This is a genomic window from Boseongicola aestuarii, assembly GCF_900184815.1.
Taxonomy (GTDB): Bacteria; Pseudomonadota; Alphaproteobacteria; order Rhodobacterales; family Rhodobacteraceae; genus Boseongicola; species Boseongicola aestuarii.
The window spans coordinates 18757-43434 of record NZ_FXXQ01000001.1 but is presented as its reverse complement, the minus strand read 5'-3'; the positions used below and the strand labels follow the sequence as shown (position 1 = coordinate 43434).

Genomic DNA, 24678 nt, shown 5'->3' with positions numbered 1-24678 from the left:
CGACCACCCGGACGCATGCAACATACCGAATATAATCTCACCCCACATTCACTTCGGGGGGCTCGATTTCATGTACATCACCATTTCAGATCAGGATTCGGAATATAATTGCCCAAGACAGCTTTCCGAACGTGCGAAAGACCTGCCCGAAACACGTCTGAAGCCGAACGCGCATCTTTTCCACGAAGGCGACCGGGTTGAACGCATCTACCAGGTGATTTCAGGCGCGGTCAGCCTGACCAGATTGCTTGAAGACGGACGAAGGCAAATCATCGCCTTCGGATTTCCCGGCGACATCGTCGGATTTCCCTGCGACGGGCGTCACCATACGGATTGCGTGGCCCTGAACGACGTCAGGCTGCAGCCCTATCGTCTGTCTCAACTCGCATCCGGGCGCGTGCACTCCAAGCTTGGCGCGGGATTGCTGCAAGCGGCCCTGCACGAGATCGCCGCAATGCAAGATCATTTCATGATGCTTGGTCGCAAGTCCGCGACCGAGAAAGTCGCGGCGTTCCTTACGGTTCTAAAACGGCGAACGGGCACACCTGCGGGCCAGTACACCCAAATCAGCTTGCCCATGAGCCGAGCGGACATCGCCGATTTTCTCGGGCTCACGACGGAAACAGTAAGCCGGACAATAAGCCAGTTTCGCAAAAGCCGCCTCATAGCACTGGACGGGGCGCAGACCGTCATTATCCTGCGCGAAGACGCGCTGAAGGCGCTTGCCGAAGAAGGCACGCCCTAAGCCGTCAAATCGCCAGGCGCCGTCACTCACGTCCCGGAGTGACGGTGTCAAAACTCAACCCGTCAGGGTGATCGCCAAAGCTCCCGGAGTGCTTCAGGCAGATTCGCGCGAACGTCTTCCACTTCGCCACGACTTATCCGATTGTTCAAAAGGTCAAAGACGTACCGAACATCATCGATCCCACGGTACTCCGCATCTTCCTTGAACGACTCCGCAATTTCCGAAGTGATCGCTTCCATATTGCGGCCCGTGCGCGGCGGATTGGCGGGCGTCCAGCCCTCAAACATCATCCCCCTGACCAAGATCGGCAACTGCGCCGAGAAATGCGCCAGTTCCTCATGCGACAACCGATCCCGGATCAGATGCAGCACCGAGCGCATCAGATGCAGGGCGCTCCGCTTTGAGGTCCAGCCAAGCCGCTCGGTCAGTTCGTTGATCCATTCATGAGTGAGTTGAACGGTGTGGTCGATGACTTGAAGTCCTTGCGAAGACATATCTCTGCTTCCTTTCGTTTTCGTTCAATTTCTCGAGGGTTTGGAGTCCATCGCAGGCGGCAGGTCCACGTCTTCTATGAAAAAGCCGAACACCATGCGGGTGATGGCGCCGATCCCGAGCAGTACCAATGTGAAATTCGCCACCCAACCGATGAAGGGAATGAAATTCAACAAGGCGATTACCGTCACCGCTCCTCCCAGCAGCAACACCCGGACAATTTTCCCTGGCTCTGCTTCCTCCCCAAGCGAACGCCAGACAAACAGGGCCACCGCATAGCCCCCAAGTGCATAGCCCAAGGTCCAGATGACAATGATCGCAAGGACCGCGATGGGAATGAACGGAATTCCGACAACGGTTAGCGCGGATACCGGCACGATCCCGATGAGCAACGACAATCCAAGTGCGCCTGATACCATTGACCAACCCGGGGCCGTTGAAATGCCCTGCCGCAACCGCTCAAGCTTGTTGGGCATGAACCCAAGCGCAAGTGCACCGAGTATCATGAAGAACAACAACGAAACGACAAAGGCTCCGAACACGGAGGCCGCCTTGGGAAAAACCGGCATTTCTCCGATGGGAAGGACCCCTCCGAAATCATCCCAGTCACCGTCAAATTCAATCGCCGAAAAGACAACCCGTTCCGGAGCGGCCACGCTTGCTGGCACCGAAATGCGGCTTTGCGAACTATAATAAAGCGTACCCGTCACGACCGCGTCGTCTCCAAAGGCCAGGGTCTTCGCCGTCACACGCACATCCCCTTCGACAGGCGCGTTCAAGACGACAGTGCGTCCGACAGCGGAAAGGGCCCCAGCAATCGGCCCCTCGATCGTGACCGTATTACCTCCAAGCCGCGCATTCCCGGCGGTCTCGGCAGTTGGCGTCGTTCTCAAGGTGAATCCGGCAGCGGTCATGTCGCCTCCCACGTCGCCGCGAATTTCAACCGAAGCGCCCGCCGCATAAAGATCTTCAGAAACGTCCGTTGCGACCATGACGTCGAAACCCGCAACATGCAGATCGCCCAGAACCGCGCCATCCACCGTCGTCGTTTCGCTCGCGACAAAGACGTCACCCTGATTCTCGATCTCCGTCAGAACCGTGTCTCCAGAGATGAAAAGGTCGGTGCCTGTGCGGACAGTAACTTCCTCGGCAAATGCCGGCGCAATCGTCACTCCCATCGCGATAGCCAGGCTAAAAAGTCGTGCACGCATCTTCCGTTCCTTTCGTTGGATTGCCGAAAGCGTATCGCTGCGATTTTTGCGCCGCTTGATTCTTGTCAATCCGGGCCGGCATACGTCTGCTAGCCATTCATCATCAGACATTTCGACCAACCAGAATCGGAGGACAAAGAATGGCCGAAGATCAGACAAAGCCCGTCAAGAAAACGCAGCCCACACCTTTCTTTCAATCCATGCAGCGCGAAATGAACCAGTTCATCGACAGGTTCAGGGGTCACCCTATGTCGTCCCCCGGCGACTTCTTTGAAGCCCTTGGCGCCCCCGCCTTCCCGGCCATCGACGTTGTTGAAACCGATGACGCGTTGGAAATCACAGCCGAGATTCCCGGCGTCGATGAAGACGATCTCGACATTTCGATTGCAAACAATGCACTTGTTCTGAAAGGCGAAAAATCCAGCGAACACGAGGACAAAGAACAGGACTTCCACCTCGTCGAACGCCGCTACGGCAGCTTCCGCCGGCAACTGCCTCTTGGGTTCACGCCCGAAGGCGGCGCGGTCAATGCCACTTTCAAGAACGGTGTTCTGAAGCTCAAGATCGCCAAACCCGAAGGATCAAGCGAGCCTGTTCAGAAAATCAAGATTTCAAAGTCCTGATCCAGTCCGAGGCGCCTTATCGACATCTGCAAAGGATCCAGCCCATGGCCATGAAAACTCTGCTCGCCTGCCTGATGAACCGCGAAAACGCGGATGCGGTTCTGGCCGCAGCCGTCCCGCTTGCACGCGCGCATCAGGCGCACCTCATCGGCCTTCATACAATCGAAGCTCTGCTGGTTTATCCCGGCATCGCCATCCACGTCCCCGATTCGACTTTCCGCAATTTCAACGAAAGTCAGGCGAAAGAGGCTAAAGCCATAGAGGCCATCTTCAAAAAACACACCGCCAACGAGGACTTCCCTTGCGAGTGGCGGCTAGTAAAGGCCGAGTCCAGCACGGCAGCGACGCGGATGATCGAAAGTGCGCATGGTGCCGACGTGGTGATCATGCCGAAAGAGGAAAACACCTTTGCACGCGCCGATCAGAATCATGCACAGGAACGCGTTATTCGCGAAAGCGGGCGTCCTGTGATCATTGTTCCAAACGACTATGACGGCCCCGAGCTTGGTCATAACATCCTGCTTGGATGGAGCGACACGCGCGAAGCCGCCCGCGCAGCACATGACGCGCTTCTGGTCGCTCAAGATGGTTGCAATATCAACATTTTGCGCGGCACCAGCCGCAAGACCGACGAACTCGCGGATTTTGGTGCGATTGAAATTGCTGCCATGTTCGGACGCCACGGCTTTTCTGCGCAAACCGCGATCAAGGAGCGCGGCAGCGCGGACGTCGCCGAAGTCTTGATGAAACAGGCGTTCGAACAGGGTGCCGACATGATCGTGACCGGCGCTTTTGGTCACAACCGCGTTTACGATTTCGTTATCGGCGCAGTCACCCAATCGCTGCTTGAGGACTCCCAACTGCCCGTGCTTTTCAGCGCCTAACCCTTTGAAGGACGCGCGCTGCCAAGTTCCGCAGCGGACTGTCAGGCATCGCTCCTTTTCGAACGCAGACGGCGCAGCTTCGCTTGCATACCCGAGCACAATCACACATATTCAAATAATAGAATTCGAAAAGGAGTGTCGATTTGAAACGCCGCGATTTCATAGCCCGATCTCTTGGTATTGGCCTGACCGGGCTACCACTCCACGCCATTGCAAAGACCAGTATCGGTACCGCCGAGCTTACAACCGTCAGCGATGGCAATCTGGTCCTTCCGGCGGGTTTCATTTTCGACCCCATGCCTCAAGACGAGCTCCAAGCAATCCGCCAAGCTTATGGCCTCGAAGGCGATCAGCTCACGCCCGAATGCAATCTCGCACTCTATCAGGATGGACAGAACACCGTTCTGTTCGACGTCGGCTCCGGCCCCGATTTCGCCGCAACCGCTGGCACGATCGCTGATAGTCTGGACCAGATCGGGCTGACACCGCAGGACATCACCCATGTCCTGTTCACACATGCCCACCCTGACCATATCTGGGGTCTGCTCGATGACTTCGACGAGCCACTCTTCTCCGAAGCGTCCTACTACATGGGGCGCGAAGAATGGGACTATTGGTGGAACCCCGCGACCGTCGATGAAATCGGCGCCGCCCGGCAAGCCTTTGCCGTTGGCGCCAAGCGCCGTATGGAAGTCATCGAAGACACTGTGAACTTCTTTGACGACGGCGACGAGGTTCTGCCCGGAATTTTGGCGATCGGAAGCTTCGGCCATACGCCGGGCCACATGTCGTTCGAAATCCGACAGGGCAACGACGCCGCGTTGGTCGTCGGCGATGCAATCGGCAACCATCACGTCGCATTCGAGCGCCCCGAATGGCCATCCGGCTCGGATCAGGACGCCGAAGCGGCGATCCTGTCGCGCACACGCCTTCTGGATCGGCTGGCTGCCGAGAAACTCAATCTCGTTGGCTTCCACCTGCCCGACGGCGGAATGGGGCGGGTTGAAAAGGCCGAAGTCGGATACCGTTTCATAGGAGACCGGGCATGAAAACCGCATTCGCCGTCGCCGCGTCCCTCATCGCCATAAACCCCGCACTTGCAAGCGAAGACATCACCGACCAATACCCGGGATCACCACTCTATCAAAAACCCGTCGAGTTCATTCCAAACGTCTGGTCCGCCATTGGGGCCACCGCCCCGCCAACCTATGAAAACAACGGGCATAACAACAACCTCAGCTTCATTGTCACGGGCGACGGTGTGATCGTCATCAATGGCGGTGCAGCCTATGTTCTCGCCAAAGCGCTTCATGACGAAATCAAGATTATCACGGATCAGCCCGTCAAACTCGTGATCAACGAGAACGGACAAGGTCATGCAATGCTCGGAAATTCCTATTGGGCCGAACAGGGTGTGCCGATCCTCGCTCACGTAGACGCCGCCGAGGCTTTCGAGGACGACGGCGCACAATCGCTGCAGCAACACCAGCGCGTCCTGCAGGAAAAAGCCGAAGGCACCACGCTAGTCGGCCCGACCGAGACGTTCGAGGGCGCGCGTACAATCGAGATGGGCGACTACGTGATCGAAGTCCTCCATCTTGGCCCCGCCCACAGTCCCGGCGACATTTCGGTCTGGCTGCCAAAGCAAAGCCTTGTAATCACAGGCGATATGGCCTTCCACGAGCGGCTCTTGCCAATTTTCGAAGACGCTATCACCGCCGACTGGCTTGAAACCTGGGACACAGAATTCGAAGCCCTCGGGGCCACATACGTTATTCCGGGCCACGGACATCCAACGAATATGGACCAAGTCCGCCGCTACACACGCGACTACCTTGTGTATATCCGCGGCAAGATCGGCGAACACATCGACGCGGGCGGTGACCTCACGGATGCCTACTATGTCGACCAATCGCCCTATGCGCATCTCGACACTTTCGAAGAACTGGCAACCAAGAATGCCGGGCGCGTTTTCGAACAGATGGAATGGGAATAGCTTAGCTTGCGACCTAGGGTGTCATGACCAGGAACACCTGGTGCGTGATCATGGCAGCCACCCACATCGAAAAGACGGCCAGCCAGGCCGTCGCCGGGCCCGTGAATGTGATCGAGGCAACCGGCACGATCTCGAACGAGTTCTGCGCAATCGAATAGGTCGCGAGCCACCTAAGCATCACTGCAATGCCGACAAACGCGGCGGCCGCGGTCTGCCAAAGCCCACACTCTAGGCACTGGCAAACACAACAGACGCCGCAAACAATCCAACCGCGACAAGTGCAACAGTGCCGTGATCAGCCCGAAAAACGCGCCGAGATTCCGGCTTTCGCCGCCTGGGATTGTCCATAGCGCGGAAAGCTCCTCGCGCAACGGGCTCAAAGCGCCGCGATAAGACGCCTGCGCCACCAGTGTCACTACCAAACCGGCGACCAAAGCCCGCAGGTTTCCCGACGCTGCAAGAACCAACAGGCGCGACGCACAGCCCCGTGCCAAATTCATGCCAATGCCAAAAAGCGCACGGCCCAGAATAGCCCCCGAAACACTACCGGTCGCCAACAAGGCGCGCGTCGCATCCAACTCCAGCAAACCAAACGCGGCAGCCCCCTCCTGCACCCCGGCAAGTGCGGCTGCAAAGGCGACCAGTCAAACCGCCAGTCGTGCCCCGAAGTCGGCTTCTGCAACCTCAACGGTTGCTGCCCTCAAACAGAAATGCGACCTCTACGCGGCCACACCAAAGCCAATTCCCACAGCCAGACCCGCAGCCCCAAGCGTCCGGTCATCTCCCAGAATATCAATCAACGACTCGATCTTGCGCGCGCATTATGCAGACGTGCAAAGGACCACACCTTCATGGATCAACTACTGTGCCGCTATCGGCTGTCTGGCAAGCTGGCATTCGGTCCAAAGCGCCTCAAGTGCTGAAATCAGACGCTTCACATCGGCCTTTGAATGGACCGGGGACGGCGTGATCCTGAGGCGCTCCGTTCCCTTTGGCACGGTAGGATACCCAATCGGCTGGATATATATCCCGTGATCTTCCAGCAATCGATCTGATATATAGCGACACTTCACCGGATCCCCGACCATCACCGGAATGATATGGCTGGGATTATCGATATGAGGCAAGCCGATCTCATCAAGCTTCCGGCGCACCTCTTCAACTTTTTTCTGATGCTCGGTTCTTTCAAGTGAACTGTCTTTCAGATGACGCACCGAAGCTGCGGCTCCAGCTGCAACCGCCGGAGGTAGCGCGGTGGTAAAGATGAAACCACTGGCGAAAGAACGCACAAAATCACACAGCGCTGCTGACGCCGCGATGTAGCCCCCGACCACACCGAACGCTTTGCCAAGCGTCCCTTCAATGACCGTCAACCGGTCCATCAGCCCTTCGCGCTCGGCAATCCCGCCGCCGCGGGGTCCATAAAGACCAACGCCGTGCACTTCATCCAGATAGGTCATGGCCCCATACTGATCCGCAAGATCGCAAATCTCCGCAATTGGGGCGATATCACCGTCCATCGAATAGACGCTCTCGAAAACGATCAACTTGGGTACCTCGGCAGGCAATGCGCGCAGCTTTTCTTCAAGGTCGCCCACGTCATTATGCTTCCAGATCACCTTACGGGCACGTGAATAACGAATACCCTCAATGAGCGAGGCGTGATTCAACGCGTCCGACAATACGACCAGATCAGGAATGCGTGCACACAATGTCCCCAAGGCCGCCCAGTTGGAGACATAGCCCGACGTGAACAAAAGCGCCGCCTCTTTGCCGTGGAGATCCGCCAACTCTGCTTCCAGCAACACATGATCGTGTGTCGTTCCGGAAATATTGCGCGTTCCTCCGGCACCGGCGCCGGTGCGATCAAGCGCTTCGTGCATCGCATCAAGCACCTTCGGGTTCTGACCCATCCCGAGGTAGTCGTTCGAACACCAGATCGTCACCTCGCCCGGCCCATTATGACAGGTCGCACTTGGAAATGTCCCGCGATGGCGTTCAAGCTCCGCGAAATGGCGATAGTTGCCCTCGTCTTTCAGAGTGACCAAAGCACTGGCAAAGAATTCCTCAAAATTCATGCCCGATCAGCCTTCGGCCGCTTCAGTGATGATTGCGTCCAAGAGTTCTTCGACCTTGTCCATCGCGCCCTCCGGATAGTCACGACGACCGATCATCACACCGTCGTCATTCTCGGCCACGAAAATCCCATACGGACAATGCGCGATATTCATCGGGTCCGCTTCCATGACCTCGCGACTTACGACGGCCGAACAGAACACAAAGATATCGGCCTGCTTGAAGAGCATCTGCTCGCTTCCGACATCGGCTCCGGTACGGTTCAACATCTCGCCGACATGACTGACATAATCGATGACCAATCCCTGCCCGACGATCGCACTTTCAACAGCGAACGCCGCATCGTCGAAAGATCCGTCATACGTAACGGCCATCGTTTCACCCGCCATGACGGGATGCGTCGCAAGCAATGCAAGTGCAGCGGCAATCCTGAGTTTCATGGTAATCCCCCTCTGATGTGTGATCTGCCCAAACATTAGGCCAAAAACTATGGGCCGCGATTGACGTAAGTCATAACGCGGCCCGTACGCTTAACCGAACATGTCTGCCGTTATTCCGGCATACCAACCTTCGGATTCCTCATATGTTGCTTTTCGCAAGGCAGCGTCTTCACCCTTCTGGCTGACGAAACCGCCCGTGCTCGAGATCTTACCATCGGCCGGCTCATAATTCGCCCCAACCTTCACGCCGTCATTTTCGGAAATGAGCGACCAGCAGGTGTTCGAGAACTTTGCCGGGAACACGCGACTGTCCGTCAATGCCCCGCGAATGGCATTGGCGCAAACCTTGGCCTGACTGTTGGCGGAAAAGCCCGATTTCGGCATGTCACCCTGCTCCGAGGCATCCCCCAAGACGTAGATATCTGGATCGACCTTGCTCGACATATCGTCCGGATTGACCGGCGCCCAGTTACCATCCGTCACACCCGCAAGCTCGGCAATACGACCGGCTTTCATCGCTGGGATGACGTTGCACACATCGACGTTTTCTACCGAACCGTCGATATCGATGGTCATCGCAGCCACATCGACCGAAGTGTTTTCTGCGCCGAAATCAGGCCCAATACGCTCGATCATGCCGCCATAGTATTTCTGCCAACCCTCCTCGAAAAGTCCTTGTTTCGAGAACTTGTCCTTGGGATCAGAAACTAGAATCTTCGCCGTCGGATTGTTCTGACTGAGCCAATAAGCGACCATCGAGATACGCTCATAGGGGCCAGGAGGACAGCGATACGGGTTGGGCGGGGCGATCATCGCAAAAGTGCCTCCTTCGGGCATCGCCATGACCTGAGCTTTCAAAAGCTCGGTCTGTGACCCGCCCTTGTACGCATGTGGCATGGCGTTTTGAGACGACAAATCCCATCCAGGTACCGACCCGTCGACAAAATCGATGCCGGGGCTGAGGATCAGCTTGTCGTAAGGAACGCGCCCGCCCCCGGCCAGCGCAACAGTCTTTGCATCCCGGTCAACGCCAATAGCCCAATCGTGGACGACATTCACACCATAGTCGCTCGCCAGCGTGCCGTAAGTATGCCCCAGATCATCGATCTCCTTGAACCCGCCAAGATAGAGGTTCGAGAAGAAACAGGTGAAATAGGTTCTCGTGGGCTCGATCAGAGTGACATCGATGGCGCCGTCACTGTCCTTTGCGATATAACGCGCGGCCGTCGCACCACCGGCACCACCGCCGACGACAACAACACGGGGCATGCCATGTCCCGCAGCCCGCACCATCGGTGCCGCCAACATCGCCGCTCCCGTCCCGATAAAGAGCCTTCTATTAATAGTCATTTCATTTCCTCCAATGGATGACTTATCAATTTTCCAAATTCGAGAAATACGCAGCAAGCGCTGCAATCTCTTCTTCGTTCAATCGCCCGGCAATCATGTTCATCACCGGATGCTCCCGGCGCTTGTTCTTGTAAGCGTGCATAGCAACGACGAAATCCGTCTCCGGCCAGAAAACAATCGAAGGAATACCTGCATCTGCACCGTCAATTTGATGGCACGTGGTGCATTCACTGGAAAGGTATTCCCCGTATTCCGCGTCCCCTTCAAGTGCGAGGATCTCCGGCGCCAGATCGTGATCCGTGGCCGTCGCGGTCGCGTCAGCTTCAGGAAGATCAGACGGCGAGTCCGAATACTGCCGCAGGTAAGCGATCACATCGGCGCGCTGGACCGGGTCTTTGAACCCGCGAAAACTCATGCGGGTACCGGGCACAAGCTGCTTTGGGTTCTCAAGAAAGACATCAAGTTCCTCAGCATGCCACTCAAGCCCTTTCGCGCCTGCGCGCTCAAAGGCATTGGAGTATCTGAAGCCTTCAATAGTCCCTGCCGTCCGCCCGAATATTCCGTTCAGTTGCGGACCAACCCTGTTGCGCGCACCTTCGCCAACCTCGTGACAGCCAGCGCATTGGCGAAAGAGCGATTCCCCGTTTTCGATGTTCCCAAGCGCATGCGCCCAGGACGCCTGCACCACAAGCGCCAGACCAATCGTGCTGGCCCTTATACAGGCGCCCCTCGTCATTCCTGAAAGGACGCCAGATAGGCGATGATCGCCGCCAGATCCGCTTCATCCTTCACGCCACGGAACGACATTCGCGTGCCGTTCAGATAGCCCTTCGGATCCGCCAGAAAGCCTGAGAGCGTCTCTTCGTCCCACACTACGCCCTCGCTGCTGGCGTCCTTGATGGCATTGGAATACCGAAAGCCCTCGACGCTGCCGACAACGCGGCCAAAAACCCCGTTCAGCTGTGGTCCCGAGCGGTTCTTTGCGCCTTCGCCAATCTGATGACAGCTTGCGCACTGACGAAACGCGGATTCCCCCGCAGCCACCAATGACGGATCAGGCCCCTCGGCTGCCGCCGTGGCATCGGTTGTGCTCTCAGCGCTTGCGACCTGTTCCGCCGGAGCCTCTTCTGCCGCGGCCTCCTCTTCCGGCTCGGCGTTGGGGTCCATGAAGACACTGCCCGCCACACGCTCTTTGCCCCACTCGACACCGCCAAGTGACGCCAATTCCTTTTCCATTTGGCTTTCCGCCATTGAGCCATCATCCGCCGGCGTCACGCCGACATCGGTTGCCCGGCGTGTGATCTCTGCCGGGGCGCTCTTGCAGTCAGACATGCACGGCTCACCCGTCCAGATCGGGTATTCCGTTACCGGACGATCATCGACGATAAAGCCATCGGCATTATACATGACGACATCCCCAAAGGTCTCCCGCGACAAGACAAAATCCTCATCGACCAGATCATTTGAGTAAAGAATATACGCGGTTATCGCATAAACTTCATCGTCGGTCAGCGTCCCCGCCGCACCAAACGGCATCGACCTGTGAACATAATCCCAAACCGTCGAAAGATAGGGCCAATACGATCCAACCGTCTTGACCGGGTCGCGGTCGTCCAACGTGTCAAAGCCACCCGCCAAGACAGGCCAGGCATCCCGTCCTTCGGCAAAGTCACCGTGGCAAGCGGCGCAATACTCGGCAAAAACCTCATCGCCGGTCCAAACATCGCCAGACCCTTCGGGCAATCCGCGCCCGTCGGGCAGAACTTTCACGTCCCAGGCTGCGATCTCCTCATCGAAAGCAGGCCGTCCCAGACCCAAAGCCGCCCCAGACGCGGGAACGCCTTGCGAGTGAACCGTCGCCGTACCCGAACTGGACGCCAAAGCTACATCACCCCTTTGACCGGCGGTCTCCACCTGCATACGCAGTGTGGCGACTTCCTGCTCCAGGGCCTGCACCCGTGACGCCGTCGTTTCCTCAATCGCCTGAAGCTGCTCCGCCGCGCTTGACTGCACTTCAGACAACGACGCCTCAAGCTCGCTTACACGCAGCGCCTGCGCCTGCGCCGTCGCCCGCTCGCGTTCAAAACTCTGCTGAAGCGTTTCGATCCGGTCATTTCCGTATCCGACGCTGGCGGCCGCAAACGCCCCACCGATCAGAAGCGCCGCGCCCCCGACTGCCGGAAACAAGATGTTTGAATTAGGAGACTTCGACATTCTCGGCCCTCCCGTCCGACGCGAGTGCCCACGTCTGGATGCAGTTGTTGTGATAGATTGAGTTCTCGCCACGCACTTCGCGCAACTGATCCTTTGTCGGCTGGACGTATCCCGTTTCGTCCATTGCCCGCGCCTGCAAGAGCCACGGCTCGCCATTCCATTCAGTATCCAGATAGAACCGCGTCAGCGCCTTGGTGTCTCCCTGACGACCAAGCCGCGCCGTTTCCCAGGTCATCCCACCGTCCTTTGAGACATCGACACGCGTGATCTTACCGCGCCCGGACCATGCCAGACCCGTGATCACAAGCGGCCCGTTGCCATGCGTGATCGGCTGCTGGGGACTGGGCGAAGTAATGACCGATTTCGCATCCATCACCCAGGTCCATTTCCGCGCAGTGCCATCCGCCAGAACATCAGTGTATTTGGACGTTTCTTCGCGGCTCTCGACAGCCACGTCGGTGACCTCGATCCGGCGCAGCCACTTGACCCAAAGGTTGCCTTCCCAGCCCGGCACCACCAATCGCACAGGATACCCGTGCTCCTTGCGCAGCGCCTCGCCGTTGGCCTTGAACGCGACGATCACATCGTCCAGCGCCTTTTCCATCGGAATCGAGCGACCATTCGACGATGCGTCCGCCCCTTCGACATAAACCCATTTGTCCGCAAGATCGCCAGCCGCCCCAAGACCTGCCTCATTCAGAAGCGTGCGGAGCGGAATGCCGGTGTATTCCATGTTGTGAATCATGCCGTGTGTGAACTGAACACCATTCAACTGAGCTCCGGCCCATTCCATTCCGGTGTTGGCCGCACATTCACAGAAATACACATGGTTCTCGCGCGGGAAACGCTCAAGATCCTCGTAGGTAAAGATCAACGGCTGATCGACCAGACCGTTGAGCATCAACCGATAGTCTTCCTTCGCCAGTTCGATCGCGCCCGAGTGATGGCGCTCAAAAGCACATCCCTGCGGCGTGATCGTCCCGTCCAAAGCATGGATCGGCGTAAAGTTGATCGAACTGATCGGATCCGCCGTCAGCCACGGCACATTGCGGCGAATGACATCCGCCTCGAACCGAATCGGCATCCCGTAGGGTGTCGCATCAACGGCGTCGCCGGTGAACATCGCCCAGTCTTGGGTCTCGATGATCAGCGGGTCTGGGCCGTCTTGAGCAGCCACAGTTCCGGCCGCTACAAGCGATGCCCCACTTGCTATGCCCGAACGGAGGAGCGCTCGGCGGGTTAGGTATGATTTCATCTTAGGCTTCCTCTAGAGTACGACTTCCACGGAGTTATTCGGTTGAAGCGATACGGTGCCTTGCGCCTTGATATGCGCCTCGACCACGTCCCAGATCGGTGGGCCCTCCGTACCCTCATTCACGCTGGCCCAGCCTGCGACGACATAATTGCGCGCCGGATCAATCGGCTCACCGCTGGACAACAGTGTCATGTTGCTGATGCGCTCGCCCTGAGGCTTGTCAATTTCAATCCGATATCCAAGCCCGCCAGTGCGCACCATGTCTCCGCCTTGCTGAAAGAACGGATCGGGATTAAAGATATTATCCGCAACGTCTTCCAAAACGATCTTCAGAAACTCGCCTGTCATTTCAGTGCGATATGCCTCCGGGTAAGTCATGGACGTGACGTTCCAGAGGTCCTCACGGGTAATGTCCTGGCCGGGGATCATCGATGGCCCCCACCGCACACCCGGGCTTAGTGCAATTTCGGCATCACGTTCCGAAAGCAGCGCATCACAAATCAAATCATCCCAAGTACCGTTGAAATTCCCGCGCCGGTACAAAAGCTCGTCCGTCTGGCCGATGACCTCTGAAAGCTGATCCTTGTAGGGAGCCCGTTCAGCCTCAATGACCGCCGCCACGTCTTTGTCCGGCTCGATCACATCCGCGAAGATCGGGATCAACTTGTGACGGAAACCCATCATCCGACCATCCCGAATATCCAGATCCACACGGCTGACGAACTTGCCGTTCGACCCCGACGGCACGATAATCGTCTCGCCGGACAGCACCGGCTCGGGCAAAGCATCATGCGTGTGGCCCGACAGGATCACATCGATCCCCGACACGATCGTTGCCATCTTCTTGTCCACGTCAAAGCCGTTGTGGCTCAGACAAACGACGCACTCCGCTCCTTGCGCCCGAACCTCATCGACGATCTCCTGCATGTTTTCATCGCGAATACCGAACGAATATTCGGGAAACATCCAACCGGGATTGGCAATCGGCATGTAAGGAAACGCCTGCCCGATCACGGCGATCTTTACGCCACCACGCTCGAAGAACTGATAGGGCGGGAACAACTCCGCCGGTTCGTCCCATTCCGCATCGAAGATATTCTGACCCAAGGCCGCAAAAGGCAGCCCCTGAACCAACTCATGCACGCGATCTGAACCAAGCGTAAATTCCCAATGGAAGGTCATCGCATCGGGACGCAGCGCGTTCATGACATTCACCATGTCCTGACCGGCAGTGTGGTAACAAGTATAAGACCCGTGCCATGTGTCCCCACCGTCCAACAACAAAGCATCGGGGCGATCCGCACGGATGGAATTGATGACGGTCGCCACACGGTCCAATCCGCCCATGCGGCCATAGCTTTGCGCCAGAGCGGAAAAGTCGCCAGCAGACAAAGCGTAATGCGACGGACTGCCGTCCTCAATCCCATAAGCGCGCCGGAAATCGGCCCCGGTGATATGAGGCACGACACCCGCATTGCCACCCACTCCGATATTTACCGATGGTTCACGGAAATAGATTGGCACCATCTGCGCGTGAATATCCGTGATGTGGATCAGCGAGACATTCCCGAACGTATCGAACTGAAGAAGCTGGTCCTGAGTAAGTCGTTGCTGAGCAGCCAGTCGCGCCCAGTTCCCGAAACCAGACCCTCCGACAATTGCCGAAGCCGCCATTGAAGCCTGCAAAAAATCGCGCCGCGAGATCATTGCGCCACCCCTTCAAATTCGCATTCTTGAATGCGTTATTTCAAAAAAAGGCCCACCCCCCACTATGGGGGATGGGCCATAATCGAATTTACTGACGAACCGCGGGAGTCTCTACCGAAAGCCCGTTACCACGCGACTGAACATAAAGCTCCAGCGCCCGGAATTCGTCGGAGCCTTCGGCAAATGTCTCAGCGCGTGTGTCCCGAATACAGCCGCGGAAACGGTTGTGACGAGAGATCAACTTCGCCTGCTTCAGACGATACACAGGAAAGCCATTTGTCTGTCCCTGGCTCAGATGGTCGGCGCGGATCATGTTGCCATAGTTGTCTTCGTGGCAATTCGCACAGCTCAGCTCAAGCTGACCAAAGCGCGTGTAGTACATGTCCTTGCCCTGCTGCCAGAATGGCTCGGCAGGACCGTCAATGGCCACGTTCACCGGCATGCCCCGCGACTGAAGACCGATGTGGGCGACCATGCCCTGCATGTCCTGACCCGACCAGGTCCATGCGTCGGCCTGCATACGCTCGGTTCGGCACTCGTTAATCAGGTCTTCCATGACCACAAGCTTGCCGGTTTCCTCGTCAACCTTCGGCATCGTCGCGCCCAGACCTGCAAAGCTTTCGACATCGCCGTGACAAGACGCGCAGCTTTCGCCTGCGTCACCCTCGACCGTCGAGTAAGCGTCGGCAGCCTTGTCGACCGTCAGCATCGCCGGATTGTCGAAGTCGTCCATCTGAAACGCCTGAGTGTCATCGGTCCGAAAACGCCAGCCTGAATAGATCGTACTGATATACTCAAGATGATCGGGCGCATCGGCCTCGGTGATCATTTCAAGGTCTCCGTTGATCACCAACTGATCCTCGTCCGGCTCTGCAAGAGCCGGAGTGACCAATAGGCAAAGCGCCATGGCGCCAGAAGAAATCGCAATTGTTTTTCTCATTATATCCCTCCCTTTTCGCGCGCTCAACTAACGTCGACTGTTTGTTTGTCCTCGTAGACCGAACCGTCGTCGTCGTACCAAGTAAATGTGAACTCGCCGCTTTCCGGCACGATTGCTTCGAACTCGAAGTACGGGTTCGTGGAAATCGCAGGCTCAAGCGTCACGTCAATGACGTTCTGGCCATTAAAGTCCACCACGAAGCGATTGATGATCGAACGCGGAATGACGTTGCCGTCACCGTCTTTGCGTTGCCCGGATTCCATCTGGTGACTGATCAACGTCTTGATTGTGACGGCCTCACCAGCGGAAGCCGTTTTTGGTACCTTGACGCGGGGTTTTACACCTTCTGCCATGATTTGGGTTCCTTCTATCTTGAGTTAGCCGCCGCAGCCGCCGATTGTTACTTTTACTTCGTTGGACGCACGCATGAACGTGCCGTCCGCCATTTTGGCAATCGCGATCACGTCCTGCGTTCCGGCAAGACGGATGCGAGTCGAGGCTTTCTGAGACGCGGCGAGCGGCCCGAAGTTGAACGTGCCTACGTCCGGGTTCGGGTTCCCCGCAGCCAACAGCATGATCGACACTGCGCCGGGCGCCGATACTTCGACTGGCACGGTATTGCCGTTCTCTGCGATCTCGGGCGTTGAAAGCGTGATGCCTCCTGAACCTGTTTCCGCCCCACCAGTGAAGGCCGCAATTGCGTCCTCGACAGAAGCGAGCGCCGGCACTGGCAAAGCCGCCATTGCGACCGCCCCCATGCCGACAAACAGTGTTTCACGACGTGTAAAATTCATGTTCTGATCTCCATCTCTTCCCGGCCTCGGCCGATCATTCCTTGAGCGTCAGCAAATATGCGACGACGTCTTCAACCTGTTGTGCCGTCAGCAATGGCTCCAACTCTCCCTGAGCGGCCTTGCCGGTGAATGCATTTCCTGGCCGGACGTAGCCGGTCGTTCTATAAAACGACGGCATCATCGTCTCAGGGAACATTTCTTTCGCATTCGCGATGATTCCCCGAAGCTCGGCTTCGCTCCAACGGTCGCCGACACCATCAAGGTTCGGGCCGATCTCTCCGTGAAACGGCAGGTCATTTAAGTCACTGACTGCGTGACATGCAATGCAGTTTCCGGACCCCTTGTTCATCAGGACCCGGCCTTCAGCGGGGTTTCCTGCAACGCCGGTAAGCGATCCGCTGACCGCGCCGTCACTAAAAGCGACATTCGTCGGTGCAACTGTTTCTGCACTGATTGGAAGCGCAACCAAAGTGGCTGTTGCCGCAACTGTAAGTAGTTTTTTCATAGGCCCTCCCTTAGGTCTTTTTCGTACACTAAGGCACACAATCCGATTCAAGCAACAACAAATTCAATTTTTTGAATTATTTAATTTGTTAGTCCGTAGACCCGTTGTCCCGCTCCAGGATCCGGCGGGCATGATAACGTTGGAAATCTTCATCTCCGTCAAGGAGATACCTTTTCTCTGCCACCCAAGTCAGCAAATCGAGCGTCGTACCCCGCGAAAATGCGCCCGGCATCATGGCGACCGCCGCTTGAGGAGCGGACAGATCAGGGCCTACTTCTTCGGGCAGGAACATTATGGTCGGCGTAAAGAGAATCCCCCACTTTCGCGCCATCCGCTTTTCGCTCAAGGTCTCTCCGTCGAAGTCGGTTACTTCGATATCGCCGTGAAGGTTTAGTTGCACCACAAAGTAGGTGTCGGAGATGACCTTCGCGATCTCCGGATCCGGAAATACCTCGGCATGCATCTTTTTGCAGTAAACGCAGCCTCGTTGCTCAAAGATCAGCATCAACCGCTTATTCTCGGCATTCGCGTCGGCAAGGTCCTCTTGCAGGTCCTTGAAGGTATCGCGCATCCAGTCGGTCTTATGAAGACCGTCGTCTCCAAGCTCCGCGGCCTGGACATTGCCCGCCAGCGTAAGCGCAAACAGTGCCACAAGTATCTTCTTCATGATAGCCTCCTGACGTCACCCGACGGCGCTGAAAACCGGAAAGGTATCAAGCATCCATTGAGCGATTATATTGATGGTTTCAGTTGCGATAAGAATTCCGAAAAGCACGAGAAACGCCCCCATGAGCTTTTCCACCAGTCCCAGGTGTTTTCGAAAACGCGCCATCCATGACATGAACGGCCCGATGAAGAGCGCCGCTACAATGAACGGCAGCGTCATGCCTAAGCCATAGAAAAACAACAACATTGCGCCCTGCCACGCCGTTTCCTGACCCGCCGCAGTAAACAGGATCGCCGCCAGAACCGGCCCGACACATGGCGTCCAGCCAAAGGCAAACGCCAGACCGATGACATATGACCCCACATACCCGAGGTTCGATGTTTCACCTACATCCGCTCGCAATTGGCGATAGAGAAACCCGATCCGGACCACTCCGAGAAAATGCAACCCCATGGCGATGATCAGCGCCGCCGCAAGATATCGCAGAACATCGAAGTACTCCCGGACAAGCTGCCCGAAAGCCGTCGCCGTCGCTCCAAGTCCGATAAAGACTGTGATGACCCCCAGCGCAAAAAGCACCGACCCGATCAATGCGCGTCGACGCACTTCGGGCGTGACGCGCGCCTCGGCGGAAATCTGATTCATCCCGACGCCTGCGAGATATGACAGATAAAATGGCACAATTGGCAGAATGCAGGGCGATAGAAATGACAGCAAACCTGCCAGAAGTGCGCCCAGAATAGTGATATCGAACATGCAATTCTGCCATAAAGATTGAAGAATTCAAATATTAGATTATGATCGAACAAATGCCGCGTCAAACGAAGCGATATGAAATCCATGCTCCGCACCCTTCTTATTTTGGTTTTGACGTGGCTCCCGATACAGCTTTCGGCCGAAACCCTGCTGTTGATGGCCGAAGAAGACGGCTGCATGTGGTGCGCGCGCTGGAATGCGGAGATCTCTGAAATCTACCCCAAAACCCCAGAAGGCCGCGCCGCACCGCTGGTGCGCTTTGACATGCACGGCGCCCCGCCCGACGGCATCTCGCTAGTCTCCAAGGTCCGCTTCAGCCCGACTTTCATTCTCGTGCGCGATGGCATAGAATCCGGCCGCATTGAAGGATATCCGGGCGAAGATTTCTTCTGGGGGTTGCTGGGAATGATGCTTGAACGCTCCGATCCTTCGATCAAAGGAGCGGGGTGACGCGAATGAGCCTAGATAACCAGTCCGAAACGGGCCACTCCAAACTGCCGGTGTTTGACGAGAACACGCGCCCTGAAGACATGGACCGCATGGCAAAGAATGCGATGAACGCGTCCAACTTCCTCAAGGCGATCAGTCACGAGGGGCGGCTGATGATCCTGTGCCACCTCGCATCCGGTGAAAAATCCGTAACCGAGCTGGAGGATTTGCTCTCCGCCCGACAGGCTGCCGTCTCGCAGCAGTTGTCCCGTCTGCGCCTCGAAGGACTGGTGACACCACGGCGGGAAGGCAAGATCATCTTCTACAGATTGACAGACGATCGTCCAAAGCAAATCATGGAAGTCGTCTATGACCTGTTTTGCAGGTCGGACGCGCAGTAAAGTCCAAAGAAGCCTGCTGCGCCAGGGAGGGCCACATGTTGGAACTAGTGACAGAGGCACAAGCCGCTGCGTTGCTTGGATTGATTGGAGGACTTGCGCTCGGTCTTGCGGCGCGCATTGGCAGGTTCTGCACGCTTGGTGCCATCGAGGACCTTTTGTATTCATCAGATGATCGGCGCCTGCGCATGTGGGCGATTGCACTGGGCGTCGCGATCATGGGAACCCATATAGCACTGTCCACGGGTCACATGGATGCAGCCGAAAGTACCTATCTCGATCGCGTCTGGAACCCGTTTGCGACGGTCATCGGAGGGTTGCTTTTCGGATACGGAATGGCGCTTAGCGGAAACTGTGGCTATGGCGCGCTTGCCCGCCTCGGAGGCGGGGATCTGCGCTCGCTGATCATCGTGGTCGTCATGGGTCTTTCAGCTTACATCGTGATGTCTGGCCCCCTCGCCCATGCGCGCGTCTGGCTGTTTCCTGTGGAAGAAGGCGCGGCCAATCTGCAAGGCTTCTCGCACCTGTTCCAAAATGTATTTGGGGTTTCCGCGTCCGTCACAGGCATCGTCATCGGTGCGATACTCTTCGTCATCGGCCTTTCAAGCCACGAAATGCGTCACTCCTATTCCTATATCTTCTGGGGAAGCGTCGTGGGCCTCGCGGTCATCTCGGGTTGGGTTGGAACCTATTGGATTTCTCAAAACGGTTTTGCGACGGAACCCATCGAAACCCACACCTTCGCCGCCCCCATTGGTGACACGATCTACTACGCCATGACCGCTTCCGGCAATTCCGTATCCTTCAGCGTCGGATCGGTCCTCGGTGTGATCATCGGCGCCACGCTTGGCTCCTATTCCAAAGGGCATTTCCGCTGGGAAGCCTGCGATGACCCCCGCGAACTTGGCCGACAGATCGCAGGCGCGGCCATGATGGGAGCCGGCACGATCCTCGCTGTCGGATGCAGCATCGGCCAGGGCATTTCCGCCTTTTCCATGCTGGCCTACAGTGCCCCGATTGCATCCGCTGCGATCTTTGCAGGCGCAGCCCTTGGACTGCGACAGCTTATCGTTGGGCACCTGCCCGCAGAATAACGGTGCGACAGACCGGCCCCCTAACGCTCGTCAAACCAGGCCAACCTGCGCCGCAGCGCATCGCGCTCGTCCAACAAGTCAAGGATCACCGCGACTCCGGCAGGATTGATCCCAAGATCGCGATTGAGCCGCCGCGCTTTTTTTGCCCGCGCGATCTGTACGCTGTGAAACGTCCACTCCTGACCAGTGCGCGCCTGTGGTTCAAGCACGCCGTGCTGCACAAGCTCAACCACCCAATCCTCATCCGTCCGACAGAATCGACCAAGCTCCGAAAGGGTCATAACATCAACAATTTCCACGTCTTGCTTTGCTATCTTCATGTAGCCCTCCTTGCTAGATTGCGGCGGGGGTCAAATGAGATCTCACTTGCCATCTGCTCAAAGAGCCGCCGCGCCTCATCATTGGTAACATCCGGGTTCACGATCACCAGAGACGCCAAAAGATTGCCCGCAGGCTGACCCGGCAGCCCCTTGCCCTTCAACCTCAACGTCTGCCCCGCACGGGCGTTCTTCGGAATTGTCAGATCAACCTTGCCTCCGGGTGTCGGCAAGACGACCTTGCCCCCCAACGCCGCCTCCCAAGGTGAAACTGGCAGGTCCATATAGATATCCTTGCCCTCGACGCGATAGATCGGATGAGGCGCAAAACTCACCTCAAGATAGACGTCCCCCGTCGGCTCCCCCGGTCCACCTCCGACACCTTTGCCGGACAAGCGAATGGTCTGGCCTTCGGTAATTCCCTTTGGAATACGCACCGACATCTCGCGCTGTTCAATCGTGATTCGTCCGTCGACACCGATCTTCTGGATCGGGACCGTCAGCAGCCGGGTCGGGCTGCGAAAACTGTCCTCAATGTTCAGGACGATCCGCGCGTGAATATCACTCGGAATTGGTCCGCCGCGCCCGAAAGGATCACCGCGCCCGAAGGTCGAATGAAAGAAATCGCTAAACCGTGCCGCGGCCTCTGGGTCTTCGCCACTGAACGAAAAGCCACCCTGCCAATCGCGCCCGCCACCCGGTTTCCGCCCACCACCTCTGCGCATTGCGTCATACTCGGCCCGCGACTCCGCACTTTTCAAGACCTCATAGGCCTCGCTTATGTTCTTGAACGTCTCTTCCGCCTCCGGACCAGGGTTCAGGTCCGGGTGGTTTTTGCGCGCCAGCTTGCGATAGGCCCGTTTGATCTCTTCGTCTGTGGCTTCGGGTGAAACCTCAAGAATCGCGTAGTAATCCTTGAATTCCATTTGCGTGGTTGCTCCGTTGGTTGCGGCCAATATCGCAAAAACACGAACGACGGATTTGACGTATGTCATGACCAATCATGTTTAGAATGCGCAAAGTGATCTCAGCTCGCTGCCAAAAACAGCCCGCACCACCACTGCAAAGGAAACCCAATGGAAAACCAAACTCTGCTCTTACTGACAATTGAAGCAACAGCGGACGAAGAGGTGCGCGCCTTTGCTGAAATGGCGGCAGCAAAGAACGCAAGACTGATCTGCCTGATGCTGTGCTTTCCCCCGGCCTATCCTGTCAGCGCATTCGGCGCGCTCCCCTACTCTACGCCAGAGGTCTCGGCGGAATGGATTGATGAACTGAACACCTCCCGCGAGCGGATGAAAGAACGCGCCGATGCGCTCGAAGCGATCCTTCAGGCGGAAGGTACCTCCGGGGATGTACAGGTTGTCCAATGCAATCCCATTGATGTGCGCGCCGCCGTCGCCCGCCGCGCTTTGGTCTGCGATCTGGTGTTTGTGGCCGACAGCATGCGGTCGGGCGACGCCGATATCTTCCACTCCGCCTGCTACGGTGTGCTCTTCAATTCCCCAACACCTCTGGTGATCAATTCATCGCGCATTCCCACGCCGGGGCGCGTCTTCGTCGCCTGGGATACCGAGCTTCCGGCCTCCCGCGCCGTTCACGCCGCCTTGCCGATCCTGAAAGCGGCCGAAGACGTCTTCGTCTGCACATTCGACGCAGAAGCAAACGAGGCAAACAACGGTGAAGATCCCGGCACTGACGTGGCTAAATGGCTCAGCCACCACGGCTGCCAGGTCACGGTCAACCAATACGCCAGCGGTGGCGCCGACATTGCCGCCAGTATCGAACGCCGCGCTCAGGAAATCGGCGCAGATTTGGTTGTCATGGGTGCATTCGGGCGATCCCGCCTCAGACAACTGGTGCTTGGCGGCACGACACGCTCAATGCTGCATCAGACCGAGACCGCCGTGTTCATGACGCACTAGACCGACAAGGGCGCGACCCGAACTAAAGGCCGAATTGATATTCGTCATTTCGACCTTCGATCCCGCCCCTACTCTCACCGCCAAATCGCTGGAACCAAGGGAGAGAGCGGTCGATGGAATACGAGGTCATAAAGAAACCCCGAAGCGCGGGTCAAACCGCCAACATGCCGGACTACCGCAAAGTGCATGAAACTTTTGCCTGGGCGGATGCGCACAAACTGATTGATGGCTTGCCAGGCGGAAAACTGAACATCGCATTTGAGGCCGTCGACCGCCACGTCGCTGCAGGTCACGGCGCACAGATCGCGCTGCGCTGGATCGCCAAATCGGGCGAGCGCACCGATTTCACCTTTAAGGATCTTCAGGATCGAACTAACCGTTTCGCAAATATCCTGCGCAGTCGCGGTATCAAAAAAGGTGACAAGGTCTATTCGCTGCTCGGACGCGTCCCCGAGCTTTACATCGCCGCGCTCGGGACACTGAAAGCCGGAGCCGTGTTTTGCCCGCTCTTTTCAGCTTTCGGCCCGGAACCGATCCAGTCTCGCATGGAGATCGGCGGAGCAAACGCGATAATTACGTCGTCGCGGCTCTACAAACGCAAACTGAAAAACCTGCGTGACCACCTCCCCGACCTGCGCGAGGTCATTCTGATCGACGCTGAAGAAATGGACACAACGGCTCTCGCCCCCCTGATGCAGAAGGCTTCCGACGCTTTCGACATTGAACCGATGGACCCCGAAGACACCGCGCTTTTGCACTTCACCTCAGGGACCACCGGCAAACCCAAAGGCGTCGTCCATGTGCACGAAGCCGTGGTCGCCCACCACACAACCGGCCGCCTCGCCCTCGACCTTCGGCCCGGCGATATCTATTGGTGCACCGCCGATCCCGGATGGGTCACCGGAACCTCTTACGGGATCATCGCTCCGCTAACGAACCGCGTCACAATGATCATCGACGAAGCCGAGTTCGACACCAATCGATGGTATGACATTCTCGAAAAAGAAGCTGTCAACGTTTGGTACACCGCCCCTACGGCCATTCGAATGCTCATGAAGGCTGGCAAGGAAGCTACCCAGGTTCGTACCTTCAAGGCGCTGCGCTTCATGGCCAGCGTCGGCGAGCCTCTGAACCCCGAAGCAGTCGTCTGGGGACAGGAGACCTTCGGAATACCCTTCCACGACAACTGGTGGCAGACAGAAACCGGCGGCATCATGATCGCCAACTACGCCTCGATGGACGTCAAACCCGGCTCGATGGGCAAACCCATGCCGGGTATCGAGGCAGGCATCGTCGAGGTCACGGAAGATGGCGCGAAGGAACTGACTGAACCGCTGGCCATGGGCGAACTTGCCCTCAGGCCGGGGTGGCCCTCGATGATGCGCGGCTATCTGCATGAACAGGCGCGCTACGACAAATGCTTCAGCAATGGCTGGTATCTCAGCGGGGATCTCGCGATGCGCGACAGCGACGGATATTTCTGGTTCGTCGGGCGCGGCAATGACCTGATCAAAAGTGCCGGCCACCTCATCGGACCCTTCGAGGTGGAAAGCGCACTGATGGAACACGATGCCGTCGCTGAAGTCGGTGTGATCGGCGTACCCGACGAAACTGCGGGCGAAATGGTCAAGGCTTATGTCGCACTGAAGCCCGGCCACACACCGTCCGACGAACTGATGCTTGACCTGATGGGCCACGCCCGCAAACGCCTCGGCCCTGCCGTCGCCCCAAAGGAAATCGCCTTCCGCGAAAACCTACCCAAAACCCGCAGCGGCAAGATCATGCGCCGGCTGTTGAAAGCCCGCGAACTGGGACTGCCCGAAGGCGACATCTCAACACTGGAAAGCGATGAGAAATGAC

General features: G+C 57.3%; 29 protein-coding genes. 10 read left to right on the top strand and 19 right to left on the bottom strand.

Translation table 11 applies throughout. The features are described from left to right. The first annotated feature begins 70 nt into the window (after positions 1–70). Entirely contained in the window at positions 71–745 is a 675-nt protein-coding gene (locus BOA8489_RS00235) for a helix-turn-helix domain-containing protein (RefSeq protein WP_093971984.1), read from the top strand. Between the two features lie 62 nt (positions 746–807). Here BOA8489_RS00235 and BOA8489_RS00230 read toward each other — a convergent pair whose 3' ends face one another. Together BOA8489_RS00230 and BOA8489_RS00225 are read right to left on the bottom strand one after the other, a co-directional pair. Beyond that, positions 808–1239: a DUF2267 domain-containing protein gene (locus BOA8489_RS00230; RefSeq protein ID WP_093971983.1), complete on the bottom strand. Its 432-nt coding sequence runs from the start codon at positions 1237–1239 to the stop codon at positions 808–810. A gap of 24 nt (positions 1240–1263) precedes the next feature. Continuing rightward, positions 1264–2448, bottom strand: coding sequence for a DUF8173 domain-containing protein (locus BOA8489_RS00225; protein ID WP_093971982.1), 1185 nt, complete (start codon positions 2446–2448; stop codon positions 1264–1266). A gap of 140 nt (positions 2449–2588) precedes the next feature. On the opposite strand from BOA8489_RS00225, the gene BOA8489_RS00220 reads away from it, so the two are divergent. The 4 genes from BOA8489_RS00220 (at position 2589) to BOA8489_RS00205 (ending at position 5951) form a co-directional block, all read left to right on the top strand. Next, complete coding sequence (locus tag BOA8489_RS00220) at positions 2589–3071, top strand: Hsp20/alpha crystallin family protein (RefSeq protein ID WP_093971981.1); 483 nt, start codon at positions 2589–2591, stop codon at positions 3069–3071. Positions 3072–3115: 44 nt separating this feature from the next. Continuing rightward, positions 3116–3955, top strand: a complete 840-nt coding sequence (locus BOA8489_RS00215) for a universal stress protein (RefSeq protein WP_093971980.1) — start codon at positions 3116–3118, stop codon at positions 3953–3955. Positions 3956–4098: 143 nt separating this feature from the next. After that, positions 4099–5004, top strand: a complete 906-nt coding sequence (locus tag BOA8489_RS00210) for an MBL fold metallo-hydrolase (protein WP_245813612.1) — start codon at positions 4099–4101, stop codon at positions 5002–5004. After that, complete coding sequence (locus BOA8489_RS00205; RefSeq protein WP_093971979.1) at positions 5001–5951, top strand: MBL fold metallo-hydrolase; 951 nt, start codon at positions 5001–5003, stop codon at positions 5949–5951. Before BOA8489_RS00210 ends, BOA8489_RS00205 begins: the two co-directional genes overlap by 4 nt. A 13-nt stretch (positions 5952–5964) precedes the next feature. On the opposite strand, the gene BOA8489_RS20300 is transcribed toward BOA8489_RS00205, so the two are convergent. The 15 genes from BOA8489_RS20300 to BOA8489_RS00135 form a co-directional block, all read right to left on the bottom strand. Then, positions 5965–6129 (bottom strand): hypothetical protein, encoded by a 165-nt coding sequence (locus tag BOA8489_RS20300; protein WP_176440152.1) that lies wholly within the window; start codon positions 6127–6129, stop codon positions 5965–5967. Next, positions 6122–6565: a YeeE/YedE thiosulfate transporter family protein gene (locus BOA8489_RS00200; protein WP_176440151.1), complete on the bottom strand. Its 444-nt coding sequence runs from the start codon at positions 6563–6565 to the stop codon at positions 6122–6124. Before BOA8489_RS00200 ends, BOA8489_RS20300 begins: the two co-directional genes overlap by 8 nt. A 246-nt stretch (positions 6566–6811) precedes the next feature. Then, positions 6812–8029, bottom strand: coding sequence for a 5-aminolevulinate synthase (gene hemA, locus BOA8489_RS00195; RefSeq protein WP_093971977.1), 1218 nt, complete (start codon positions 8027–8029; stop codon positions 6812–6814). A gap of 6 nt (positions 8030–8035) precedes the next feature. Further along, positions 8036–8467 carry a DUF302 domain-containing protein gene (locus tag BOA8489_RS00190; protein WP_093971976.1) on the bottom strand — a complete coding sequence of 144 codons (432 nt, stop codon included), beginning with the start codon at positions 8465–8467 and terminating at the stop codon, positions 8036–8038. A gap of 90 nt (positions 8468–8557) precedes the next feature. Beyond that, positions 8558–9817: an NAD(P)/FAD-dependent oxidoreductase gene (locus tag BOA8489_RS00185; protein WP_093971975.1), complete on the bottom strand. Its 1260-nt coding sequence runs from the start codon at positions 9815–9817 to the stop codon at positions 8558–8560. Positions 9818–9842: 25 nt separating this feature from the next. After that, on the bottom strand, positions 9843–10553 hold the full coding sequence (locus BOA8489_RS00180; RefSeq protein WP_093971974.1) for a c-type cytochrome: 711 nt from the start codon (positions 10551–10553) through the stop codon (positions 9843–9845). Further along, a complete protein-coding gene (locus tag BOA8489_RS00175; protein WP_093971973.1) occupies positions 10550–12031 on the bottom strand; it encodes a c-type cytochrome in 1482 nt (493 codons plus the stop codon). Before BOA8489_RS00175 ends, BOA8489_RS00180 begins: the two co-directional genes overlap by 4 nt. After that, a complete protein-coding gene (gene soxC, locus BOA8489_RS00170; protein ID WP_093971972.1) occupies positions 12015–13286 on the bottom strand; it encodes a sulfite dehydrogenase in 1272 nt (423 codons plus the stop codon). The genes BOA8489_RS00175 and soxC overlap by 17 nt, the downstream gene beginning before the upstream one ends. 12 nt (positions 13287–13298) lie before the next feature. After that, positions 13299–14993, bottom strand: coding sequence for a thiosulfohydrolase SoxB (soxB, locus tag BOA8489_RS00165; protein ID WP_093971971.1), 1695 nt, complete (start codon positions 14991–14993; stop codon positions 13299–13301). Positions 14994–15081: 88 nt separating this feature from the next. Next, complete coding sequence (soxA, locus tag BOA8489_RS00160) at positions 15082–15933, bottom strand: sulfur oxidation c-type cytochrome SoxA (protein ID WP_093971970.1); 852 nt, start codon at positions 15931–15933, stop codon at positions 15082–15084. A gap of 23 nt (positions 15934–15956) precedes the next feature. Next, positions 15957–16286 (bottom strand): thiosulfate oxidation carrier complex protein SoxZ, encoded by a 330-nt coding sequence (gene soxZ, locus BOA8489_RS00155; protein WP_093971969.1) that lies wholly within the window; start codon positions 16284–16286, stop codon positions 15957–15959. Positions 16287–16310: 24 nt separating this feature from the next. Beyond that, positions 16311–16727: a thiosulfate oxidation carrier protein SoxY gene (gene soxY / locus BOA8489_RS00150; RefSeq protein ID WP_093971968.1), complete on the bottom strand. Its 417-nt coding sequence runs from the start codon at positions 16725–16727 to the stop codon at positions 16311–16313. Between the two features lie 34 nt (positions 16728–16761). Further along, positions 16762–17232, bottom strand: a complete 471-nt coding sequence (gene soxX / locus BOA8489_RS00145) for a sulfur oxidation c-type cytochrome SoxX (RefSeq protein ID WP_093971967.1) — start codon at positions 17230–17232, stop codon at positions 16762–16764. Between the two features lie 88 nt (positions 17233–17320). Further along, positions 17321–17899, bottom strand: a complete 579-nt coding sequence (locus BOA8489_RS00140) for a thioredoxin family protein (protein ID WP_093971966.1) — start codon at positions 17897–17899, stop codon at positions 17321–17323. 15 nt (positions 17900–17914) lie between these two features. Next, positions 17915–18655, bottom strand: a complete 741-nt coding sequence (locus BOA8489_RS00135; protein WP_093971965.1) for a cytochrome c biogenesis CcdA family protein — start codon at positions 18653–18655, stop codon at positions 17915–17917. A gap of 84 nt (positions 18656–18739) precedes the next feature. On the opposite strand from BOA8489_RS00135, the gene BOA8489_RS00130 reads away from it, so the two are divergent. From BOA8489_RS00130 to BOA8489_RS00120, 3 genes are read left to right on the top strand one after another with little or no spacing between them, the layout of a single operon-like run. Next, positions 18740–19105, top strand: a complete 366-nt coding sequence (locus BOA8489_RS00130) for a hypothetical protein (RefSeq protein ID WP_176440150.1) — start codon at positions 18740–18742, stop codon at positions 19103–19105. A 5-nt stretch (positions 19106–19110) separates the two neighbouring features. After that, positions 19111–19485, top strand: a complete 375-nt coding sequence (locus BOA8489_RS00125; protein WP_093971963.1) for an ArsR/SmtB family transcription factor — start codon at positions 19111–19113, stop codon at positions 19483–19485. A 35-nt stretch (positions 19486–19520) separates the two neighbouring features. After that, entirely contained in the window at positions 19521–20576 is a 1056-nt protein-coding gene (locus tag BOA8489_RS00120) for a YeeE/YedE family protein (RefSeq protein WP_093971962.1), read from the top strand. A 20-nt stretch (positions 20577–20596) separates the two neighbouring features. Here BOA8489_RS00120 and BOA8489_RS00115 read toward each other — a convergent pair whose 3' ends face one another. Then, positions 20597–20896: a chaperone modulator CbpM gene (locus tag BOA8489_RS00115; RefSeq protein WP_093971961.1), complete on the bottom strand. Its 300-nt coding sequence runs from the start codon at positions 20894–20896 to the stop codon at positions 20597–20599. Then, a complete protein-coding gene (locus BOA8489_RS00110; RefSeq protein ID WP_245813611.1) occupies positions 20893–21888 on the bottom strand; it encodes a DnaJ C-terminal domain-containing protein in 996 nt (331 codons plus the stop codon). Before BOA8489_RS00110 ends, BOA8489_RS00115 begins: the two co-directional genes overlap by 4 nt. A gap of 81 nt (positions 21889–21969) precedes the next feature. Between BOA8489_RS00110 and BOA8489_RS00105 the strand changes: the two genes are divergently transcribed. After that, positions 21970–22818 (top strand): universal stress protein, encoded by an 849-nt coding sequence (locus tag BOA8489_RS00105; protein WP_093971960.1) that lies wholly within the window; start codon positions 21970–21972, stop codon positions 22816–22818. A gap of 113 nt (positions 22819–22931) precedes the next feature. Then, positions 22932–24677, top strand: coding sequence for an acetate--CoA ligase (gene acsA, locus BOA8489_RS00100; protein ID WP_093971959.1), 1746 nt, complete (start codon positions 22932–22934; stop codon positions 24675–24677). Position 24678: the final 1 nt, after the last annotated feature.

Bases quoted from the DNA above. Each gene is read 5' to 3' on its own strand.
- BOA8489_RS00115 (WP_093971961.1), bottom strand. From the start codon at position 20,896: ATGAAGATAGCAAAGCAAGACGTGGAAATTGTTGATGTTATGACCCTT.
- soxX (WP_093971967.1), bottom strand. From the start codon at position 17,232: ATGAAAAAACTACTTACAGTTGCGGCAACAGCCACTTTGGTTGCGCTT.
- BOA8489_RS00185 (WP_093971975.1), bottom strand. From the start codon at position 9,817: ATGACTATTAATAGAAGGCTCTTTATCGGGACGGGAGCGGCGATGTTG.
- soxB (WP_093971971.1), bottom strand. From the start codon at position 14,993: ATGATCTCGCGGCGCGATTTTTTGCAGGCTTCAATGGCGGCTTCGGCA.
- soxY (WP_093971968.1), bottom strand. From the start codon at position 16,727: ATGAATTTTACACGTCGTGAAACACTGTTTGTCGGCATGGGGGCGGTC.
- BOA8489_RS00130 (WP_176440150.1), top strand. From the start codon at position 18,740: ATGCTCCGCACCCTTCTTATTTTGGTTTTGACGTGGCTCCCGATACAG.
- BOA8489_RS00105 (WP_093971960.1), top strand. From the start codon at position 21,970: ATGGAAAACCAAACTCTGCTCTTACTGACAATTGAAGCAACAGCGGAC.
- soxA (WP_093971970.1), bottom strand. From the start codon at position 15,933: ATGAGAAAAACAATTGCGATTTCTTCTGGCGCCATGGCGCTTTGCCTA.
- BOA8489_RS00175 (WP_093971973.1), bottom strand. From the start codon at position 12,031: ATGTCGAAGTCTCCTAATTCAAACATCTTGTTTCCGGCAGTCGGGGGC.
- soxZ (WP_093971969.1), bottom strand. From the start codon at position 16,286: ATGGCAGAAGGTGTAAAACCCCGCGTCAAGGTACCAAAAACGGCTTCC.
- soxC (WP_093971972.1), bottom strand. From the start codon at position 13,286: ATGAAATCATACCTAACCCGCCGAGCGCTCCTCCGTTCGGGCATAGCA.
- BOA8489_RS00220 (WP_093971981.1), top strand. From the start codon at position 2,589: ATGGCCGAAGATCAGACAAAGCCCGTCAAGAAAACGCAGCCCACACCT.
- acsA (WP_093971959.1), top strand. From the start codon at position 22,932: ATGGAATACGAGGTCATAAAGAAACCCCGAAGCGCGGGTCAAACCGCC.
- BOA8489_RS00180 (WP_093971974.1), bottom strand. From the start codon at position 10,553: ATGACGAGGGGCGCCTGTATAAGGGCCAGCACGATTGGTCTGGCGCTT.
- hemA (WP_093971977.1), bottom strand. From the start codon at position 8,029: ATGAATTTTGAGGAATTCTTTGCCAGTGCTTTGGTCACTCTGAAAGAC.
- BOA8489_RS00215 (WP_093971980.1), top strand. From the start codon at position 3,116: ATGGCCATGAAAACTCTGCTCGCCTGCCTGATGAACCGCGAAAACGCG.
- BOA8489_RS00190 (WP_093971976.1), bottom strand. From the start codon at position 8,467: ATGAAACTCAGGATTGCCGCTGCACTTGCATTGCTTGCGACGCATCCC.
- BOA8489_RS00205 (WP_093971979.1), top strand. From the start codon at position 5,001: ATGAAAACCGCATTCGCCGTCGCCGCGTCCCTCATCGCCATAAACCCC.
- BOA8489_RS00230 (WP_093971983.1), bottom strand. From the start codon at position 1,239: ATGTCTTCGCAAGGACTTCAAGTCATCGACCACACCGTTCAACTCACT.
- BOA8489_RS00235 (WP_093971984.1), top strand. From the start codon at position 71: ATGTACATCACCATTTCAGATCAGGATTCGGAATATAATTGCCCAAGA.
- BOA8489_RS00120 (WP_093971962.1), top strand. From the start codon at position 19,521: ATGTTGGAACTAGTGACAGAGGCACAAGCCGCTGCGTTGCTTGGATTG.
- BOA8489_RS00140 (WP_093971966.1), bottom strand. From the start codon at position 17,899: ATGAAGAAGATACTTGTGGCACTGTTTGCGCTTACGCTGGCGGGCAAT.
- BOA8489_RS00110 (WP_245813611.1), bottom strand. From the start codon at position 21,888: ATGACATACGTCAAATCCGTCGTTCGTGTTTTTGCGATATTGGCCGCA.
- BOA8489_RS00125 (WP_093971963.1), top strand. From the start codon at position 19,111: ATGAGCCTAGATAACCAGTCCGAAACGGGCCACTCCAAACTGCCGGTG.
- BOA8489_RS20300 (WP_176440152.1), bottom strand. From the start codon at position 6,129: ATGCTTAGGTGGCTCGCGACCTATTCGATTGCGCAGAACTCGTTCGAG.
- BOA8489_RS00225 (WP_093971982.1), bottom strand. From the start codon at position 2,448: ATGCGTGCACGACTTTTTAGCCTGGCTATCGCGATGGGAGTGACGATT.
- BOA8489_RS00135 (WP_093971965.1), bottom strand. From the start codon at position 18,655: ATGTTCGATATCACTATTCTGGGCGCACTTCTGGCAGGTTTGCTGTCA.